Source organism: Actinomadura scrupuli (assembly GCF_050971785.1).
In the GTDB taxonomy this organism is placed as follows: domain Bacteria; phylum Actinomycetota; class Actinomycetes; order Streptosporangiales; family Streptosporangiaceae; genus Actinomadura_E; species Actinomadura_E scrupuli.
Genome location: NZ_JBPCCU010000004.1, coordinates 596,108 through 613,765, shown reverse-complemented (window position 1 = coordinate 613,765; position 17,658 = coordinate 596,108). Strand labels below are relative to the sequence as shown.

Below are 17,658 nucleotides of genomic sequence, written 5' to 3'. Positions count from 1 at the left end.
TGAATTGGCGGTCACGCGGCTTTCCCCTCCGACTCGACCCGGCCCCCGCCGGGGCCGGTCTCGCTCTCTTGGACGCGCGACCGGCGTCCCCGGTTCGCTCACATCCGCGCTTCCTGGACCGCATGAAGACCGGGAGCGCGTCAGCTGATCCATGCCGGGCCGGAGGTGCCGCTCACTTCCCAGCGCCCGCCACGCCGGGTCAGCCGATACGTCATCCCCCTGCCGTCCAGAGGTCCGCGCCGCATGGACAGCGGCACCACGGCGGTGGTCGCATCGAACCGGGCGGACCCGAGGGTGATCACCACCCCGTCGTCGACGACCCCTGCCTTGATGTCCCCGGTCACCGTCACCGTCCGGCCATCGGCGATGAAGATGACGGGAGCGTACGGCTTCAGCACGAGCGCGAGGTCGGATCGGAGCCTCTCGCCCAGCGGGGAGCCCTCGCAACGCATCGGGGGCGGTGCGGCGGCCGGATCCCGGCACAGCCGGTCCATGACGTAGAGCACCTTCACCGGCGACCCCGTGCCCCCGCGCCCCTCGCCGGCCACCGCCCTGATCGCCGCCGCGTACGCCAGGGCCCGGTCAGAGGGCACCGGCACGCTGGTCGCCGGGGTCACGACCGGTTCGGCGGGAGCGGAACCGGGACCGGCCGGTGCCAGCGAGGCGATCAGGCAGACCACCGCGGCGGCCGCGCCGGCCACCCCCGCGAGGGCACGGCGCCGGGATCTGGCCCGCCGGGCTCTGCGCAGGAGGTGATCCGCGTAGCCGGCGGACGGAGCGGGAGCCCGCTCGGCAAGCAGCTCCAGCAGCTCCTTCTCGGTCAGCTCGGTCACCTCGGGCTTCCCTTCCCCTCGGCCGCCTCTTCCTCCTGGGCGGCGTAGACCGTGCGGAGCTTGTCCAGGCCCCGCGTCGTCTGGCTCCGTACGGTGCCGGCCGAGCAACCGAGCACCGCAGCCGACTCCTCCGCCGTCAGGCCGACCCAGTGCCGCAGGACCACGGCCACCCGCTGACGTGGGGGCAGCGCACGCAAGGCGGCCGCCAAGCGATCTCGCAGATCGACTCCCAGCAGCGGATCACCGGCCTGGGGTGCGTCGGGGACCTGCGCCGAGACGAGCTCGCGGCGCCGGAACGGGCGGCGGCGCTCGTCGGCGGCGGCCGTCACCAGGACGCGGCGGACGTACGCCTCCGGGTTCGTGGTGATGTGCCGCCACCGCTGGTAGGCACGGAGCAACGCGGTCTGCAGGACGTCCTCCGCCTGGGCCCGGTCGCCGCAGAGCAGGAACGCCAGCCGCAGCAGCGCAGGTGAACGCTCGGCGACGAACCGCCGGAACTCCTCATCGCGAGCCGACAATCGGCACCTCCCGTACCTAAGACGGTCGCCGGCGGGTCATCCGCTGCACGGACGGGAGAGTTTCGTCTTCGCACCCGGCCGGTGACCACCGCCGGTCTCCCTCCGGCCGCCGGCGCTAGGTGCCGGGTGGAGCCTGATGGACGGTCCGCCGGGACTCGTACCAGGTGTCACCGACGGGGTCGCCCGCCAGGTTCCAGCTCCAGGAGACGGCGGGGGTGATGCGCAGGTAGAAGCCCGGCCCGACCATCCCCACCCGTTCGAACGGCCCCTCGGCATGGCCGTAGACGCGCACGCCTCGCGCGATGAAGGGATCGAAGGACACCATGTCGTCGACGACGAGGGCGACCTTGTCGTTGCCGGCACCGACGTTGCGGAACTTGCGGGTGGCGAGCACGGCCGGGCCCGAACCCCCGACCCAGAAGAACGTCCCGTCGAACTCGAAGGAGAGCGGGACCACATCGGGCCATCCGTCGGCGGAAAGGGTCGAGAGGCGGGCGAGCGGCTGTGCCCGCAGGTAGGCGATCTCTTCCTCGGTGAACGACACGGGAGGCTCCAGGAGGTGCTCAGGCACGAATCGGCGCACCACCCGGATGCCGCCAGGGGAAGGGCGGACGCGGGCGATGCTCATGCCGGTCCCCCGAAAATACGCCTCCGGCCCCGGGGTGCGAGGCGCCGACCCGCCAGCGCCTTGTGTTCCTCGACCGGCTGGTCCCGGAGCGGCGTCCAGGACTCCGCCGCAGCCTACGTCCACCCTGACCTGGTCATACAAAGTTTTTGTCTGGTTTGTCCAAGTTAGATTTTTAGGATAGTTTGCGGCAAGTGTCTGCTTTCGGGCAGGACACCGCGAACGATCTCGTTCACCTGGCCGGGTAACGGCCGCACCCTCGGGCGACGATGCCCGTGGCCCGGAGTCTCCGCTCGGAACGTTCCCGCGCGGCCTGACGCATCGAAGACGTCGGCCCGCAGGCCTCCATCAAGCTTCCATCAAGCCTCCATGACATCTCCATGGACACCCGGGCCGTCCCGCAGCCCTACCTCGATCCTCCACATCTGAGCCCTCGGAAAAGGAGAGTGCCGTGCACCCGAACTCCCCGCGAGCAGCCCGTTGACCGGAACGCGCACGTCACCGGCGACGCGGCCGGAGCTCACCGAGCCCGCGCTGATGGCCGCCGACGCGGCGGAGTTCTGCTCCCGGCTGATCCGGTTCGACACCAGCAACTTCGGTGGCGGGCGGTCCCGGGGCGAGCGCGCGGCGGCCGAGTGGGTCGCCGGGCTGCTCACCGACACGGGCCTGTCGCCGGTGGTGCTGGAGTCGGCGCCCGGCCGGGCGAGCACCGTGGTCCGCGTCCCCGGCACCGACCCCGCCGCCCCGGCCCTCCTGGTGCACGGGCACCTGGACGTGATACCCGCCGAGGCCGCCGACTGGAGCTTCGACCCGTTCTGCGGGGACATCAGGGACGGCGCCGTCTGGGGCCGGGGAGCCCTGGACATGAAGGACATGGACGCGATGATGCTCGCGGCCGTACGGTCCTTCGCCCGGACCGGCAGGCGGCCCGTGCGCGACCTCGTCCTGGCGTTCGTGGCGGACGAGGAGGACACCGGCGCGTACGGCGCGGGCTTCCTGACCGCCGAGCACCCGGAGCTCTTCGAGGGCGTCACCACCGCGATCGGCGAGTCCGGGGCGTACGCGGTCCACCTGCCCGACGGGACGCGGCTCTACCCCATCGCGACCGCCGAGCGGGGCAGCGCGTGGCTGACCGTCACCGCACGGGGCGCGGCCGGGCACGGCTCGCGCAAGCGGCCCGACAACGCCGTGGCGAAGCTGGTCCGGGTGCTGCACGACCTGGCCGCGCACCGGTGGCCAGTGGTGATCACTCCGGCGGTCGGGGCACTCCTCGACGGGCTGGCCGCCCATCTGGGCATCGAGCTGGACCCGGCCGACCCGGCGAGCCTGGCCCGGCTGGGCGAGGCGGCACGGCTGGTCGAGGCGACCGTCTCGAACACCCTCAACCCGACCATGCTGACCGCCGGCCACAAGCACAACGTGATCCCGGGCGAGGCCACGGCCGGGCTGGACGGCCGGCTGCTGCCGGGCACCGAAGACGACTTCTTCCAGGTCGTGGACGCGATCCTGGGTACGGACGCGACCCGGGACGCGGGCGGCTTCGCCGCGCCGGTCTCCGCCCCGCACGACGGCCCCGAGTTCGCGGCGATGGCCGCCGCGGTCCGGGCGCACGACCCCGCCGGGCTGGTCCTGCCCTACTGCATGTCGGGCGGCACGGACGCCAAGGCGTTCTCGGCGCTCGGCATCGACTGTTACGGCTTCGCCCCCGGCACCACCCCGCCGGGCTTCGACCACTGGAAGCACGTCCACGGCGTCGACGAGCACGTCCCGCTGGAGAGCCTCGGGTTCGGCGTACAGGTCCTGGCGGCCTACCTGCTGTCGGATCCCCGCGCGAGCAAGGAGACCGGCACATGAGGCTCGGCCTGAGCAGGAACGGCCGGCGCCGCGCGAACATCGCGGCCGCGCTGGCCCTGAGCGGCACGCTGCTCGCGGGGACGGCGGCGCTCGGCGCGGCGGCCACCCCGGCCGGCGCCGCGACCGGCGGCAGGACCCTGCGGGTGATGATGTCCTCCGCCGGGGTGGACACCCTCAACCCCTTCCTGGCGTTCTTCAACGGCGCGCTGGACCTCTTCGGCTCGATCTATCCCACGCTGAACTCGCTGGACCAGACCGGCCAGCCGGGTCCCTACCTGGCGACCTCGTGGACGACCTCCCCGGACAGGCTGACCTGGACCTTCAAGATCCGCGACGGCCTGAAGTGGAGCGACGGCACGCCCCTCACCGCCGAGGACGCCGCCTGGACGTTCAACCTGATCAGGACCGACGCCGTCGCCGGCACCGCCAACGGCTCCCTGGTCGGCAACTTCCAGGCGGTGACCGCACCGGACGCCACCACGCTGGTGATCAGGACCAGGAAGCCGCAGGCCAACCTCCCCTACGTGAGCATCCCGGTCAGCGGCATCCCGATCGTGCCCAAGCACATCTGGGCGTCGCACGTGGCCGGGCTGAAGGACTACCGGAACGATGCCTTCCCGGTGGTCGGCTACGGCCCGTGGACCCTGACCGGCTACAAGCCCGAGCAGTACGCGAAGCTCGACGCCAACAAGGGCTTCGTCCTGGGCGCGCCGAAGTACGACCATCTGATCGAGCAGTCCTTCAAGGAGACCGACGCCGCAGTCGCGGCGCTGCGCAGCGGGCAGCTCGACTACATCGGTTCCCTGCAGCCCACGCAGTTCAAGGCCCTGCGGGGCCAGAAGAACATGCGGACGATCAGGGAGGTCGGCAACGGCTGGCGCTCTCTGGAGGTCAACTCGGGCGCCCGGACACGTTCCGGCAAGGCGATCGGCACCGGCAACCCGCTGCTGGCCGACCCGGTCGTGCGCAGGGCGATCGCGCTGTCGATCGACAAGCAGACCCTGGTCACCAAGGTGCTCGACGGCATGGGCCAGGCCGCCGAGGGCTACCTGCCGCCCGCGTGGCCGCAGTGGAAGTGGGTCCCCTCCCCCGCCGACCGGCAGAGGTTCGACCCGGCCGCGGCCGGCAAGCTGCTGGACGACGCCGGTTACGCCAAGGGCCCCGACGGCGTCAGGGTGGACGCCAGGACCGGCCGGCGGCTCTCGTTCCGCCTGGGCACCCACTCCGACGAGGCCAAGGACTCACAGATCTCCGGCTATCTGGTCGGCTGGCTGAAGCAGGTCGGGATCAAGGCCACCATCCAGCCGCTGAGCATGAGCGCCCTCAACAGCGACCTCTCGAAGGGAAACTGGGACCTGCTGATGGACTCCTGGAGCACCGGTCCGGACCCGACGTACCTGCTGGGCATCCAGACCTGCGCCACCCTGCCCAAGGACGACGGCACCGGCGGCAACACCGACGCGTTCTTCTGCGACAAGCACTTCGACGCGCTGTTCGACGAGCAGCTCACCACCTTCGACCCGGCGCGGCGGGCCCTGGTGATCGGCCGGATGCAGGACCTCTTCTACAAGGCGAACGTCAACGACATCTTCATGTACGCCGACACCCTGGACGTGGTGCGCACCGACACCGTACGCGGCGGCATGATCGCCGGCAGCGCGGACGCGACCGGCCACCATCCGGCGCAGAGCTCGTTCTGGAACTACCTGAGGGCCACTCCGGCGGCCGCCGAGGCCTCCGCCGGCGGCGGCACGGCGCTCGCGGCCGGCGCCGGGGTCGTGGTGGTCGTGCTCGTCGCCGGGGGCGCGGCCGTGCTGCGCCACCGAGCCACCGCGGACGACCGTGAATAGCGTCACCGCCGCGCCGGCGGCCGCCGACGAGGCACCGGTACGCGTCTCCCGGCCCCGCGCGGGCCGCTACGCCCTGCTGTCCTACCTGGGCTCCAAGCTGGCCGCCGCGGTGGTGAGCTTCGTGATCGCGCTGGTCATCGGGTTCGTCATCTTCAACCTGATGCCCTCGGACCCGGTCCGCACCCTCACCCAGGGCCGGCCGACCAGCGAGGCGCAGCTGGCCCAGCTCCGCGTCCAGCTCGGCCTGGACAAGCCGGTCTGGGAGCGATTCCTGAACTTCCTCAACGACACCGCGCACGGGCACCTGGGCTACTCGTGGCAGTTCCAGCAGTCGGTGTCCTCGCTGGTCGCCGAGCGGCTCTGGCCGACACTGCTGCTCACCGGCACCGCCATGGCCATCGCCGTCGCGCTGGGCCTGTGGCTGGGCGTCCACAGCGGCTGGCGGCAGGGGAGCCTGTTCGACCGGATCGCCTCCGGCACCTCGCTGACCCTGTGGTCGGTGCCGACGTTCTGGCTGGCCATGATCCTGCTGGTGGTGTTCAGCGTGGGGTTCGGCCCGATCCCCAGCCTGTTCCCGGCGGGCGGGATGAGCGACCCGGCGGCGGCCGGCGGCGGCCTCGGGCACGTCGCCGACGTGGCCCGGCACCTGGTGCTGCCGTGCCTCACCATGGTGCTGGTGGTCTTCGCGCAGTATGTGACGATCATGCGTTCGTCGATCATCGACGAGATGGGCGCGCCATACCTGCTCACCGCCCGGGCGAAGGGGCTCACCAACGCCGTCGTACGGCGCACGCACGCGGTGCCGAACGCCCTGCTCCCCTCCGTGACGATGATCTTCATGCACCTCGGCACGCTGGTGACCGGGGCGATCACGGTGGAGGCCGTCTACTCCTGGCCCGGGCTGGGCTACCTGACCTACCAGGCACTCAAGATCCCCGACCTGCCCCTCCTCCAGGGCACCTTCATCGTCTTCAGCGCGAGTGTGATCATCATGAACCTCCTGGCGGACGTGGTCTACCGCTTCCTCGACCCGCGGGTGCGTGCGCAGTGACGGCCCTCGACACGCCGCTGTCACCGCCGCGCATGCACGCGCTGCGCCGGTTCGGCCGCGGCTTCGCGGGCCGGCCGGCGGGGCTGGCCGGGCTCGGGGTGCTGGTCGCCTTCGGGGTGCTGGCCCTGGCCGCCCCGCTGTTCATCGGCCCCGGCCAGCTCGACGTGACCAGGGTGGACGGGCCGCAGCTCGCCGCGCCGAGCGCGCACTACCCGCTCGGCACCGACCAGGCGGGCCGGTCGATCCTGCTCCTGGTCATCTGGGGCGCCCGCGAGTCGCTGAGCATCGGCATCATCGCGACCGTGCTGACCGTGCTGCTCGGCACCGCGGTCGGGCTGTCGGCCGGGCACTACGCCGGCTGGATCGGCCGGTCGCTGATGCACGTCACCGACTGGTTCATCGCGCTGCCGAGCCTGCCGCTGGCCATCTCGCTGTCGGCGGTGCTCGGCCAGGGCGCGACCTCGATCACCGTGGCGATCGCCGTCACCTCCTGGACCGCCACCGCGCGCCTGGTACGGGCCCAGACGCTGGCCGTGGAGGCCCGGCCGTTCATCGAGCGTGCCCGGGTCCTGGGCGCCGGCGACGTCCAGGTCATGATCCGGCAGGTGCTGCCGAACGTGCTGCCGCTGATCCTGGTCTCCAGCACCCTGACGGTCGCCTCGGCGATCCTGTCCGAGGCCACCCTGACCTTCCTCGGCCTCGGCGACCCGACCAGCGTGACCTGGGGCTCGATGCTCCAGAGCGCGTTCTCGGGCGGTGCGGTGACCGCCGGCGCCTGGTGGTACCTCCTGCCGCCGGGCCTGGCGATCCTGGTGGTGGTGCTCGGCTTCACCCTCACCGGCCGCGCCGTGGAGCACGTCCTCGACCCGCGGACGGTGGCGCGATGACCATGCTGGAGGTCAGCGACCTGGAGGTCACCTACCGGCAGGGCGCCCGGGTGGTGCCCGCGGTGCGCGGCGTCGGCTTCACCCTCGACGGCGGCCAGACGCTCGGCATCGCCGGGGAGTCCGGATCGGGCAAGTCGACGATGGCGCTGAGCCTGCTGCGCCTGCTGGGCGCCACCGCGGAGGTCACCGGGCAGGTGCGGTTCGGCGGCAAGGACCTGCTGACCGCCAGGTGGTCCGAGATCCGGGCGGTCCGCTGGGCCGAGGCGTCGGTGGTGTTCCAGGGCGCGATGAGCGCGCTGAACCCGGTCCGCACCATCGGCGACCAGATCTGCGAGCCGATCCTGCTGCACGAGCGGTGCGGCGCGAAGGCGGCCCGCAGGCGCGTGGCCGAGTTGCTGGACAATGTCGGCATCCCGGCCCGGCGGGCCGGCGGCTACCCGCACGAGTTCTCCGGCGGGCAGCGGCAGCGCATCATGATCGCGATGGCGCTCGCCTGCCGGCCGGAACTGATCATCGCCGACGAGCCGACCACCGCGCTGGACGTGATGGTGCAGGCACAGATCCTCAACCTGCTCACCGACCTGGTCCGCGACGCGGGGATCGGCGTCATCATGATCAGTCACGACCTGTCGGTGCTGGCCCAGACCTGCGAGCGGCTCGCGGTGATGTACGCGGGGCGGATCGTGGAGATCGGCCCTTCCCGGCAGCTCATCGACGACCCCCGGCACCCCTACACCAGGGCGCTGGCGCGGGCCTTCCCGACGATCGGCGACCCGGCCGCCCGGCTGGCGCCGTCCGGGCTGCCCGGCGATCCGCCGGGCGCCGCGGACCTCGGTGCCGGGTGCGCCTTCGCGCCCCGGTGCGCGCTGGCGGACAAGGCGTGCCGCACCCACTCCATCGAACTGTGGCCGAGCGGTCCGGGCCGCGAGTCCGCGTGCCTGCGGGTGCTGCCCGGCATGGCCGAACAGGGAGGCTCGCATGAGCACCGGTGAACCGCCCGGCGGGAACGCGCCCGCACTGGAGGTGCGGGATCTGTCGATCACCTACCCGGCCCGGCGCGGCCGCGGTCCGGCCCGCGCCGTGGACGGCGTCGACCTCCAGGTGGGCCAGGGCGAGATCGTCGCGCTGATCGGCGAGTCGGGCTGCGGCAAGAGCACCCTGGCCCGCGCATTGGTCGGCCTGGTCCGGCCGACCAGCGGCCAGGTGCTCTACCACGGCACCCCGCTCGGCTACTCGGCGGCGGCGCTGAAGAAGTACCGCCGGCACACCCAGCTCGTCCTGCAGGACCCCGGCGGGGCGCTGAACCCACGGCAGAACGTCTTCGACGCCGTCGCCGAGGGGCCGCGGCTGCACCGGCTCACCGACCGGCTGGCCGAGCGGGTGCACGCCTCGCTGACCCGGGCGGGCCTGCGCCCGCCGGAGGAGTTCACCGCCCGGTTCCCGCACGAGATGTCGGGCGGCCAGCAGCAGCGCGTGGTGATCGCGGGGGCGCTGGCCCTGGAGCCGTCGGTGATCGTGGCCGACGAGCCGGTCGCGTCGCTGGACGCGTCGGTCCGCGGTGAGATCCTCAAGCTGCTCCTGTCGCTTCGCGACGACCTCGGGCTGTCGGCCCTGGTGGTCAGCCACGACCTGGGCCTGGCCTGGAACATCGCCGACCGGGTGGCCGTGATGTACCTCGGCCGGATCGTCGAGACCGGGACGGTCGAGGAGGTGCTGCTGCGTCCGCAGCACCCCTACACCCAGGCACTGCTGTCGGTGCTGCCCGAGGCGGGCAGGACCGGGCGGCCGGCCCCGCTGACCGGCGAGCCGCCCGACCCGACCGCGATCCCGGCGGGCTGCCGCTTCCACCCGCGCTGCCCCCGCTGGGCCGCCCTCGACGGCGACGGCCGGGCGGCCGCGCGCTGCGACACCCGGGACCTGCCGGTCCTGGCCGGTCTCCCGGCCGCCCGGAGCCTGACGGCATGCCACCTGGCCGGCGACCCGGCCGGCCGGGAACTCGCCCCCGGCCCGTCCGCGGGCCGGGGATGAAGGGAACAGCGTTGAGCCTGCTCCGCCCGAGGGCGTTGCGGCCCGGTGACCGGGTCGCGGTGATCGCCGCCAGCAGCCCCGCCGCGCAGGACAAACTGGACCGCGGGCTGGCCGCCATCGACGGCCTCGGGCTCAAGGCCGACGTCTTCGGCTCGGCGCGGGACACCGGCAGCATGTACGACTACCTGGCGGGCGACGACGCGCTGCGCGGCGCCGACCTGACCAGGGCGCTCGCCGACCCGGCGTACGCGGCGGTGTTCTGCGCCTCCGGCGGCTACGGCATGCAGCGCACCCTGGAACGCGTCGACTGGGCCGCGATCGACGCCTCGGCGCCCAAGGCGGTGGTCGGCTACTCCGACGTCACCGCGCTGCTGGAGGCGGTCGCGGTCAAGCTCGGCTGGGTGTCGCTGTTCGGCCCGATGCCCGCCTGCGACGGCTTCCACCAGGGCCCGGGGCACTACGCCTTCGACACCCTCGCCCGGCTGCTGTTCCGCCCGGACAGCGTGGGCGAGCTCACCTTCCCCGGGTTCCGGACCGTCGTGCCGGGCGTCGCCGAGGGCATGACCCTGGGCGGCACGGCGAGCCTCCTGGCCGCCTCCCTCGGCACCGACACCAGCCTGCCCGCGCGCGGCGGGATCCTGTTCCTCGAGGACGTGGACGAGCTGCCGTACCGGCTGGACCGGATCATCACCCAGCTCCGCCGGTCCGGTCACACCGACGGGGTGGCGGGCGTGCTGCTGGGCACCTTCACCGAGTGCGGAGACCCGGTGCACGTCCGGCGGATGCTCGACGAGCGGCTCGGCGACCTGGGCGTGCCGGTGCTGGCCGGCGCCGACATCGGGCACGGGATCGACATGCAGACCTACCCGATCGGCGTCCGGGCCCGGCTGGACGCGACCGCCGGGACCCTGACCCTCCTCGACCCGGCGCTCACGGCGTGAGACGGTACGGCCGCCTCCCCGGGGGCCGGGCCGCGGCGGGCCGCGCGGGGAGCGGACGGCTACGCGGGCCTGCCCAGCACCTTCTGGAAGAGCCGGTGCACGTTGCCTCCGACGATCTTGAGGATGTCGTCCTCCGGAAGCCCCCGCGCGACCAGCTCCGCGGTCACCAGCGGCAGGCCGCGCGGGCCGTCGATGCCGGGAATGGCGGCCTTGATGTCGAAGCCCGCGAGGGACCCGATGTCCTCACAGCACGGCGGGGTGAGCTCCTGCGCCACCTCGCGCATGAAGTCGGGGCCGAAGCCCACATGGTCGATGCCCGCGACGGAGGCGACGTGCTCGATGTGGTCGGCCAGCCGCTCCACGGTGTACTGCGCGGGGTCCTCGGAGAGGAACCCCGGCAGGAAGTTCACGCAGACCACCCCGCCGGTCTCCGCGACGCCCCTGAGCTGGTCGTCGGTCAGGTTGCGGTGGTGGTCGCGCAGCGCGCGGGCCGCCGAGTGGGTGGCCATCACCGGCCGGGTGGCCAGCTCCAGCACGTGGGCGACCCCCGAGGCGCCCAGGTGGGAGACGTCGAAGACGATGCCGAGCCGCTCGATCTCCCGGAAGGCCGCCACGCCCGCGCCGGTGAGCCTGCTCCCGGTGGCGTCCTCGCCGCTCCCGTCGGCCAGCGGCGTCCGGCCCCAGTGCGCGATCGACGCCACCCGTACGCCCAGGCGGTGCAGGGTGGACAGCAGTTCGACGTTCGCGTCGATGCCCGGCGCGCTCTCCAGCGCGAGGACCAGGGCGATCTTCCCCTCGGCCAGGGCCTGGTCGATGTCGGTCCCGTCGCGGCAGAGCCGTACCTCGTCGGCGTTGCCCTCCGCCAGCACGTGGGCGGCCTCGATCATGCGCAGGGTCTCCCGGAGCGCGCCCTCGGGCCGGAACTGCTCGTCGATGAAGACGGGCAGTACCTGCAGGTCGACGCCGCCGTCGCGCAGCTGCGGCAGCCAGCGCTCGCGGAAGAACTCCGCCCAGCGCGCGGGCGGCCGGGCGGTGACGGCCATGAGCAGGTCGTTGTGCGTGTCGGCGACGACGGCTCGGTGGTGCAGCTCGGTGGACACCTGGCGGTCCTCCTCGACGATGGGCCGGCCGGACCGCACCTCGGGCTCGAGGTCCGGACACGGCCGCGGGAGGGTGTGATGTCCCTCCTGACCACGATTGTCGCTGCATCCTCGCGGACGGTGACGACCGGGGGCACGGCACGGGGCCGCCGTCGCCCGCCACCCGCCGCCGGCGGGCCGCCCGGGCGGGGAACGCCCGCAGACCACCGGCGCCCGGCGGGTGCCCCGCACCGGTCCCGGCGAGGAGGACACATGCGTGAGCGGATGCCGTCGTGAGCTTCGATCTGGTACTGCGCGGCGGCGCCGTCGCGGACGGGACGGGTGCTCCGCTGCGGGCCGCGGACGTCGCGGTGGCCGGGGACTCCCTGACCCTGCTGGCCCCGGGCGCCCCCGCGGACGCCGCCGAGACCGCCGACGTGACCGGCGCGGTCGTCGCCCCCGGCTTCATCGACGTCCACACGCACTCCGACATCGCGACCATGCTGGGCGAGGGCACCGAGGCGCTGGCGCACGCCGCCGTCCGGCAGGGGGTCACTGTGGAGATCTGCGGCAACTGCGGGTCCGCCATGTTCCCCGCCCCGCCGCACCCCTCCCCGGCACCGGACCGGGAGCCCCCCGTCGCCGGCGGCGCCCGGATCTTCGCCGGCTTCGAGGCGTTCGCGGCGGCGCACGCGGCGGTGCCGCGCGCCAACCATCTCGCGTCCCTCGCCGGGCACGGCACGCTCCGCGCCGCGGTGCTCGGCCACGCCGACCGGGCCGCCACGCCCGGCGAGCTGGCCACCATGTGCGCGCTGCTCGACGCCGACCTGCGCGCCGGGGCCGCCGGGCTGTCCACGGGCCTGATCTACACCCCCGGCACCTACGCCGGCACCGAGGAGGTCATCGCGCTCGCGGCGGTCGCCGCCCGGCACGGCAAGCCGTACGTCACGCACCTGCGCGACGAGATGTCGCGGGTCGAGGAGGCGCTCGAGGAGGCGGTGCTGATCGCCCGGCGCAGCGGCGCGGCCCTGCACGTCTCGCACCACAAGACCGCCGGGAAGTACGGCTGGGGCCGTACCGAACGGACGCTGCCCAGGCTCGCCGGGCTGCGGGCCGCCGGCCTGGACGTCACCTGCGACGTCTACCCCTACACGGCGGGCAGCACGTCGCTGTCGGCGCTGCTGCCGCCCTGGGCCAACGCCGGCGGCCTGTACGCCCTCCTGCGGCGGCTCGCGGACGCCGGGCAGCGCGAGCGGATGCGCCGCGCCATCGCCGACGGCGTGCCGGGCTGGGAGAACACCGTCGGCAACGGCGGCTGGGACCGGATCTCGGTGGCGGGCGCCTCCGCCCATCCCGGGCTGCAGGGCCGGACGATCGCGGAGATCGCCGCCGGGCGCGGCCTGGACCCGGTCGATCTGGCCGCCGAGCTGCTGATCGCCGAGGCCGGCCAGGTGACGATCATCAGCCACTCCATGCGGGAGGACGACGTACGGCGCGTGCTGGCCGACCCGTTCACCATGATCGGCTCGGACGGGGTGCCCAAGCCGGGCCTGCCGCATCCCCGCTGGGCGGGCACCTTCGCCAGGGTCCTCGGCCACTACGCGAGGGATCTGGGCCTGATGAGCGTCGAGACGGCGGTGCACCGGATGACGGGGCTGGCCGCGGCCCGGTTCGGGCTGATTGGCAGGGGCGTGCTGGCCGACGGCGCCCACGCCGACCTGGTGGTCTTCGACCCGGCGACGGTCGGGGACCGCGCGACCTACGCCGAGCCGCTGCTGCCGCCGGCCGGTGTCCACCGGGTGGTGGTCGCCGGGCGGACCGTGGTCCGCGACGGCGCCGTCACCGGCGCGCGGCCGGGACGGGTGCTCCGGCCCTGACCGGCACCTGCGCCACCCCGCCGCGCGGGGCCGGCGCCACCGTACCGGTCACGGCCCTCGGCGGCCCGGCGCGCCGTGCCGTCAACGACGGCGTCCCCGCCGGTGCCGGATGGCCCGGGCCGTCACTCGTCGCCCGGCCAGGTCCGCGTGGCGCGGCGCCGGCGGAGCCACGCCAGCGCCAGCAGGATCGCGGTGGCGAGGGCGGCACCCTGCACCCGCGGCCTGGTGTCGGGGGCGGCGGCGGCCCGGCGGGCTCCGGCGGCGACCTGCGCGGCGGCGTCCTGGCCGCGCGCCGCCGCCTGAGCGGCGAGGTCACTGCCGGCGACCGCGGTCCCCAGCTCGGCGGCCCGGTCGACCACCTTGCCCCGTACCTGATCCCGGATCTGGGTGCCCGCCTGCTGCGCGGTGCGTGCCGCCGACTGCCAGCGGGTCAGCCGGCGAGCCTGACGACGCCGCCGCACCCACACCGCCACGGCGGCCGTACCGGCGGCGGCAGCGGCGGCCGCACCGCCGCGGCGCGCGGTCACCGGACCGTCGTGCGACGCGGTGAGCTGCCGGGCCTTGCCTGCGAACTCCGTGGCGCGGGCCTGCGTCTGCCGCGCGAACGGACCGGAGCCGGCCGCGACGGCCTGCGCCCCCTGCTGTACCCGGGCCGCGAGCCTGCCCACCGCCCGCCCGAAGGCGTCCTGGCCGGCGGACCGGGGCCTGTCGTCGGCCGTGACACGGGTCGGCGCCGCCTGCACCGTCACGCCCGCGGCCGCGTGGTTGCGGGTGAGGTCCTCCTTCAGGTCCAGGGGCGTCGGCCGCTCCTCGCCCGGTGCGGGCTTGCGCCCCTGGTTCTCGTTACGGCGCCCACTGGGTGTCTGCTCGGTGCTCATCGATATGCCCCTCTCGCTGATCTGCACGATGTCCTGATCTCGGGAGCCGGCGGCACCGCCTGCCGCGCCTGCGGCCGACCGCCCCGTCCGAAGTCCGGCTCCCTCACCATGGGGATGCCATTCCCCTCACCACCGCCATAAACAGCAAGCCGAGTACCGGACCCGGCGAATTCCCCCCAGACGGTCACACTTCGGGGAGCAGACGACGCCGGCCCAAGGCCGGCGCCGGCGGCGTCCCCGCCCGTTCAGCCTGTGGGGAAGTCCCCGGGACCGACGGGTTCGGTGCGGGCGTTACCGCCGTCGACCGGCTGCAGGATGATCTTCCACCGGGAGTAGCCGGTCCCGGTGGCGGTGCGGGCGGTCCCGAAGGTCAGCGGCTTCTCGAAGCGCTGGAACTCGCATCCCGTGGAGAACGCCTTCGCCGCCGCGTCCCAGCCGGATCCGGTGCTGTAGAAGACGGTGTAGGTGCCGTCCTTCACCCTGGGCACCGCGTACTTCCCGCCCTTGCGCACATAGACCGAGTAGAGCGGGCGCCTGCCGATGGCGAGAGTGATCACGGCGTCCGCGGAGCCGTCGTTGTCGACGGAGAGCTCGCTGAGCCCGCTCCGGTCGCCGGGCCGCACCCGGCTTCCGTTCGGCGGCCGCCGGCCGAGTGCCCTCCCGGCCGCGGGGACCGACAGCCGGATCGCGCCGGGAGGTTCCTTGGCCGCGAGTGCCTTCACGGCGTCCCGTACGGCGGCAGCGCCGGCGGCCCGGGACAGCTGGGCGCGCACGGCGGAGGCGGTGCACAGCCGCCTTCCGCTCACGGTCTGGCCCAGGTAGTGGAGGTCGTCGACGAGCCGTCCGACCGCGGTGACCAGCGCGACGTGCTCAGTGCCGACGGCCGTCGGCGGCGTCATCCCGCGCAGCTCGGAGAGGGTCCTGGGGGCCGCCTGCTCGGCGGTGGTCATGCGGTCGGTCAGCACACCGTAGGCCGCGGCCTTCTCGAAAGCCGCCAGCGCCGCGTCGAGCGGCTTGACGGCGGCGCTCAACGCCTTGCGGTACGCCTCAGGAGTGCTCGGCGGAGCCGAAGGACTCCCGCCGCCGGCGGCCGCGCCGGTCCCGCCGGCAGGACCCGCGCAGGCGCTGAGCGCGAGCACGGCCGTCATCGCCACGGAGAACCCGAGGGCGCCTGTGCGCCGGCTCGTCGTCCGGCCGCCGGGGCCGCGCCACCTGGTCCGATGCTCCCGGTCCGAGAGGTGCCGTGTCATGCGTCCAGCAGGCCGGCCAGCCGCTCGACCGTCGGCCGGGACTGCAGATGCAGGCGGACGATGTCGAGCCCCTCGTCGCCCAGGACCACCAGCAGGGACTTCTTGCCGACCGCGTAGACCACGATGTGACCGAACTGGCAGCGGGTGACGACCTCGCGCAGCTCCCCCATCCCGACCTCGTGGCCGGTGCTCTTGCCCAGCCCCAGGGCCGCCGCGGCGAGTGCGGCCAGAACGTCGGGGCGCACCTCGTCGGTGTCGGCCGCGACCAGCATCCCGTCCGCCGTGGCCACGGCCGTGTTCGTGACTCCGGTCACCTGGTCGCGCAGTGCGTACAGCTCCGCGAGCACCGCTTCCTTCATACCTTCGTCATCCCCCTCGAAGATGGTCGTGTTCGGACGCCCCCCGGAGCGCCGTGGTCGACGACCGGACCACCCCGCCGATCCCCCGGACGCGACCGGCGACCCGCCGGCCGGCGGCGACCGCGTCAGACGCTGAGCTCGGCCTCGATACGCCGCAGGTTGTGCCGCGCCAGGGCCAGGTTGGCGCGTTCCCGGTCCAGCGCCAGGTACAGGAACAGCCTGCTGCCGTCCCGGTCGAGCAGCCTGATCAGGTGGTACTGCCTGGTGAGGGTGATCAGGATGTCCTCGATCGAATCGCTGATCTTCAACGTCGCCAGCGTTCGCATCTTGGCCCGCACGACCTCGGTATTGCCCGCCGAGGCGATCTCGAGATCGAGCTCGCGGCCGCCGCCGAGAGTGCCCAGCGACATGCCGCTCTCGTAGTCGACGAGCGCGACACCCAACGCCCCTTCAATGGCCATGGCTTCCTTGAGCGCGGTCTCGATGTTCATCGACGTCCCCTCCAGCAAAAAAGGCTGCCCAAAGCGCATACGCGGACGAATCAATACCGCGAGGGGCCTTGAGCAGCAATATCACCTACATCGTGATCAAAATACTCCTCCCCGCCGCTCGGCAAGAGCAACTTCCCATTCCCCGGTCACGTTGCTTTCCGCCCTGACGGACCCCTGGCGGTGAGAGATATCCACTGCCCGGGCGAATTCCGTACCCGGGCCCGGGGACCTGGCATGATGTCATCGCTCGACCGGTAACTCGCTGCCTTCCGCTGGACGTGACGACGTGTCCTCTCCCTCCGCCTCCGAACCTCTCGCCAAGACGCCGGACGTTCCCGGCCGGGCCAGCATCCTCGTGACCGCGCTGAACCGCCGCGGCCAGGAGCGCTTCTCGGGGACGCTCAGTCTGGCCGGAGATCCGGGGGGCACGGTGACCATGCGCGACGGCCTGGTGGTGGCCGCCGCCACCCCGGCGGCACCCGGGCCCGAGGCGCTGCTGCTCCGGTCGGGCCGGGTCACGGAGGCCGACTGGTCCGAGGCCTTCGCCGCGGCCGCCCCGTACGGCAGGCTGTCGGCCGAACTGGTCGACCGGGAGCTGCTGGGGGCCGCGGGAGTCGAGGTGGTCGCCCAGGTGGCCCTCGTCGACGCGATCTTCGCCATGGCCCTGTGCGGCGTGCACACCTGCACCGCCGCCACCGCCGGATCCGACGACCTGGCGCCGCTGCTGCCGGTGGTCCCGGGCATGGAGATCGACAGGCTCATCCGCGAGACCGTCCGCCGGCTCACCACGGCCGTCGTCTGGCAGGGCCTCGGGCTGACGGTCCGCAGCAGGCCGCACGCGATCGGCACCGACCCGGCGCGCAGGGAGATACTCGAGCGCGCGAACGGCCGCCGGACCGCCCGCGACCTCGCCTTCGCGCTGGGCCGCGGGCTGTACTCGGTGATGACCGACCTGGCCGCGCTGATCGAGGACGGGCTGGTCGAGGTCACCGGACCGCCGGCCGGCACCCGCGCCCCCCGCGCCGTCCCGGCCACGGGCGGCGATCCCGCCCCGGCCCAGGAACTGCCCCGCCGGCATCGCGGCGCCGCCCTGATCGACGGCGTGTTCCCGGGGCGGACCGACTAGGCTCCGCCCCC

At 73.5% G+C, this 17,658-nt stretch carries 17 protein-coding genes; 9 read left to right on the top strand and 8 right to left on the bottom strand.

All coding sequences use genetic code 11. The annotated features are described in order from the left end of the window. Positions 1-140: 140 nt before the first annotated feature. The 3 genes from ACRYCC_RS22135 to ACRYCC_RS22125 all read right to left on the bottom strand — a co-directional run bounded on the left by ACRYCC_RS22135 (position 141) and on the right by ACRYCC_RS22125 (position 1,922). Complete coding sequence (locus ACRYCC_RS22135) at positions 141-833, bottom strand: hypothetical protein (protein WP_433814862.1); 693 nt, start codon at positions 831-833, stop codon at positions 141-143. After that, complete coding sequence (locus ACRYCC_RS22130) at positions 830-1,351, bottom strand: SigE family RNA polymerase sigma factor (RefSeq protein ID WP_433814860.1); 522 nt, start codon at positions 1,349-1,351, stop codon at positions 830-832. The genes ACRYCC_RS22135 and ACRYCC_RS22130 overlap by 4 nt, the downstream gene beginning before the upstream one ends. Before the next feature lie 115 nt (positions 1,352-1,466). Continuing rightward, positions 1,467-1,922 carry a PPOX class F420-dependent oxidoreductase gene (locus tag ACRYCC_RS22125; RefSeq protein ID WP_433814859.1) on the bottom strand — a complete coding sequence of 152 codons (456 nt, stop codon included), beginning with the start codon at positions 1,920-1,922 and terminating at the stop codon, positions 1,467-1,469. Between the two features lie 534 nt (positions 1,923-2,456). On the opposite strand from ACRYCC_RS22125, the gene ACRYCC_RS22120 reads away from it, so the two are divergent. The 7 genes from ACRYCC_RS22120 to ACRYCC_RS22090 are packed head-to-tail and all read left to right on the top strand — an operon-like array spanning position 2,457 to position 10,587. Then, the gene (locus ACRYCC_RS22120) at positions 2,457-3,830 is read left to right on the top strand and encodes a M20/M25/M40 family metallo-hydrolase (RefSeq protein WP_433814857.1); all 1,374 of its coding nucleotides are present in this window, start codon (positions 2,457-2,459) and stop codon (positions 3,828-3,830) included. Next, complete coding sequence (locus ACRYCC_RS22115; protein WP_433814855.1) at positions 3,827-5,680, top strand: ABC transporter substrate-binding protein; 1,854 nt, start codon at positions 3,827-3,829, stop codon at positions 5,678-5,680. The genes ACRYCC_RS22120 and ACRYCC_RS22115 overlap by 4 nt, the downstream gene beginning before the upstream one ends. Continuing rightward, the gene (locus ACRYCC_RS22110; RefSeq protein ID WP_433814853.1) at positions 5,673-6,731 is read left to right on the top strand and encodes an ABC transporter permease; all 1,059 of its coding nucleotides are present in this window, start codon (positions 5,673-5,675) and stop codon (positions 6,729-6,731) included. The genes ACRYCC_RS22115 and ACRYCC_RS22110 overlap by 8 nt, the downstream gene beginning before the upstream one ends. After that, on the top strand, positions 6,728-7,618 hold the full coding sequence (locus ACRYCC_RS22105; protein WP_433814852.1) for an ABC transporter permease: 891 nt from the start codon (positions 6,728-6,730) through the stop codon (positions 7,616-7,618). Before ACRYCC_RS22110 ends, ACRYCC_RS22105 begins: the two co-directional genes overlap by 4 nt. Next, the gene (locus ACRYCC_RS22100) at positions 7,615-8,610 is read left to right on the top strand and encodes an ABC transporter ATP-binding protein (protein WP_433814850.1); all 996 of its coding nucleotides are present in this window, start codon (positions 7,615-7,617) and stop codon (positions 8,608-8,610) included. The genes ACRYCC_RS22105 and ACRYCC_RS22100 overlap by 4 nt, the downstream gene beginning before the upstream one ends. Then, the gene (locus tag ACRYCC_RS22095) at positions 8,597-9,646 is read left to right on the top strand and encodes an ABC transporter ATP-binding protein (RefSeq protein ID WP_433814848.1); all 1,050 of its coding nucleotides are present in this window, start codon (positions 8,597-8,599) and stop codon (positions 9,644-9,646) included. Before ACRYCC_RS22100 ends, ACRYCC_RS22095 begins: the two co-directional genes overlap by 14 nt. 11 nt (positions 9,647-9,657) lie before the next feature. Continuing rightward, complete coding sequence (locus ACRYCC_RS22090; protein ID WP_433814846.1) at positions 9,658-10,587, top strand: S66 peptidase family protein; 930 nt, start codon at positions 9,658-9,660, stop codon at positions 10,585-10,587. Between the two features lie 59 nt (positions 10,588-10,646). On the opposite strand, the gene ACRYCC_RS22085 is transcribed toward ACRYCC_RS22090, so the two are convergent. Then, positions 10,647-11,687 (bottom strand): dipeptidase, encoded by a 1,041-nt coding sequence (locus ACRYCC_RS22085; RefSeq protein ID WP_433814844.1) that lies wholly within the window; start codon positions 11,685-11,687, stop codon positions 10,647-10,649. A gap of 272 nt (positions 11,688-11,959) precedes the next feature. On the opposite strand from ACRYCC_RS22085, the gene ACRYCC_RS22080 reads away from it, so the two are divergent. Beyond that, positions 11,960-13,543: an N-acyl-D-amino-acid deacylase family protein gene (locus tag ACRYCC_RS22080; RefSeq protein ID WP_433814841.1), complete on the top strand. Its 1,584-nt coding sequence runs from the start codon at positions 11,960-11,962 to the stop codon at positions 13,541-13,543. Between the two features lie 122 nt (positions 13,544-13,665). Here the strand turns inward: ACRYCC_RS22080 and ACRYCC_RS22075 are convergent, their stop codons facing one another. The 4 genes from ACRYCC_RS22075 to ACRYCC_RS22060 all read right to left on the bottom strand — a co-directional run bounded on the left by ACRYCC_RS22075 (position 13,666) and on the right by ACRYCC_RS22060 (position 16,521). Beyond that, positions 13,666-14,421, bottom strand: a complete 756-nt coding sequence (locus tag ACRYCC_RS22075) for a hypothetical protein (protein ID WP_433814840.1) — start codon at positions 14,419-14,421, stop codon at positions 13,666-13,668. Between the two features lie 245 nt (positions 14,422-14,666). Beyond that, a complete protein-coding gene (locus tag ACRYCC_RS22070; protein ID WP_433814838.1) occupies positions 14,667-15,671 on the bottom strand; it encodes a hypothetical protein in 1,005 nt (334 codons plus the stop codon). Further along, positions 15,668-16,030, bottom strand: a complete 363-nt coding sequence (locus ACRYCC_RS22065) for a roadblock/LC7 domain-containing protein (RefSeq protein WP_433814837.1) — start codon at positions 16,028-16,030, stop codon at positions 15,668-15,670. Before ACRYCC_RS22065 ends, ACRYCC_RS22070 begins: the two co-directional genes overlap by 4 nt. A gap of 125 nt (positions 16,031-16,155) precedes the next feature. Next, the gene (locus tag ACRYCC_RS22060) at positions 16,156-16,521 is read right to left on the bottom strand and encodes a hypothetical protein (RefSeq protein ID WP_433814836.1); all 366 of its coding nucleotides are present in this window, start codon (positions 16,519-16,521) and stop codon (positions 16,156-16,158) included. 286 nt (positions 16,522-16,807) lie between these two features. Here ACRYCC_RS22060 and ACRYCC_RS22055 point away from each other — a divergent pair, with 286 nt between their 5' ends. After that, positions 16,808-17,647: a hypothetical protein gene (locus ACRYCC_RS22055; RefSeq protein WP_433814834.1), complete on the top strand. Its 840-nt coding sequence runs from the start codon at positions 16,808-16,810 to the stop codon at positions 17,645-17,647. Positions 17,648-17,658 lie beyond the last annotated feature (11 nt).

What these genes read in the sequence shown, in the direction of transcription:
- ACRYCC_RS22095 (WP_433814848.1), top strand. Translation starts at nt 8,597, where the DNA reads ATGAGCACCGGTGAACCGCCCGGCGGGAACGCGCCCGCACTGGAGGTG.
- ACRYCC_RS22100 (WP_433814850.1), top strand. Translation starts at nt 7,615, where the DNA reads ATGACCATGCTGGAGGTCAGCGACCTGGAGGTCACCTACCGGCAGGGC.
- ACRYCC_RS22075 (WP_433814840.1), bottom strand. Translation starts at nt 14,421, where the DNA reads ATGAGCACCGAGCAGACACCCAGTGGGCGCCGTAACGAGAACCAGGGG.
- ACRYCC_RS22065 (WP_433814837.1), bottom strand. Translation starts at nt 16,030, where the DNA reads ATGAAGGAAGCGGTGCTCGCGGAGCTGTACGCACTGCGCGACCAGGTG.
- ACRYCC_RS22115 (WP_433814855.1), top strand. Translation starts at nt 3,827, where the DNA reads ATGAGGCTCGGCCTGAGCAGGAACGGCCGGCGCCGCGCGAACATCGCG.
- ACRYCC_RS22060 (WP_433814836.1), bottom strand. Translation starts at nt 16,521, where the DNA reads ATGAACATCGAGACCGCGCTCAAGGAAGCCATGGCCATTGAAGGGGCG.
- ACRYCC_RS22070 (WP_433814838.1), bottom strand. Translation starts at nt 15,671, where the DNA reads ATGACACGGCACCTCTCGGACCGGGAGCATCGGACCAGGTGGCGCGGC.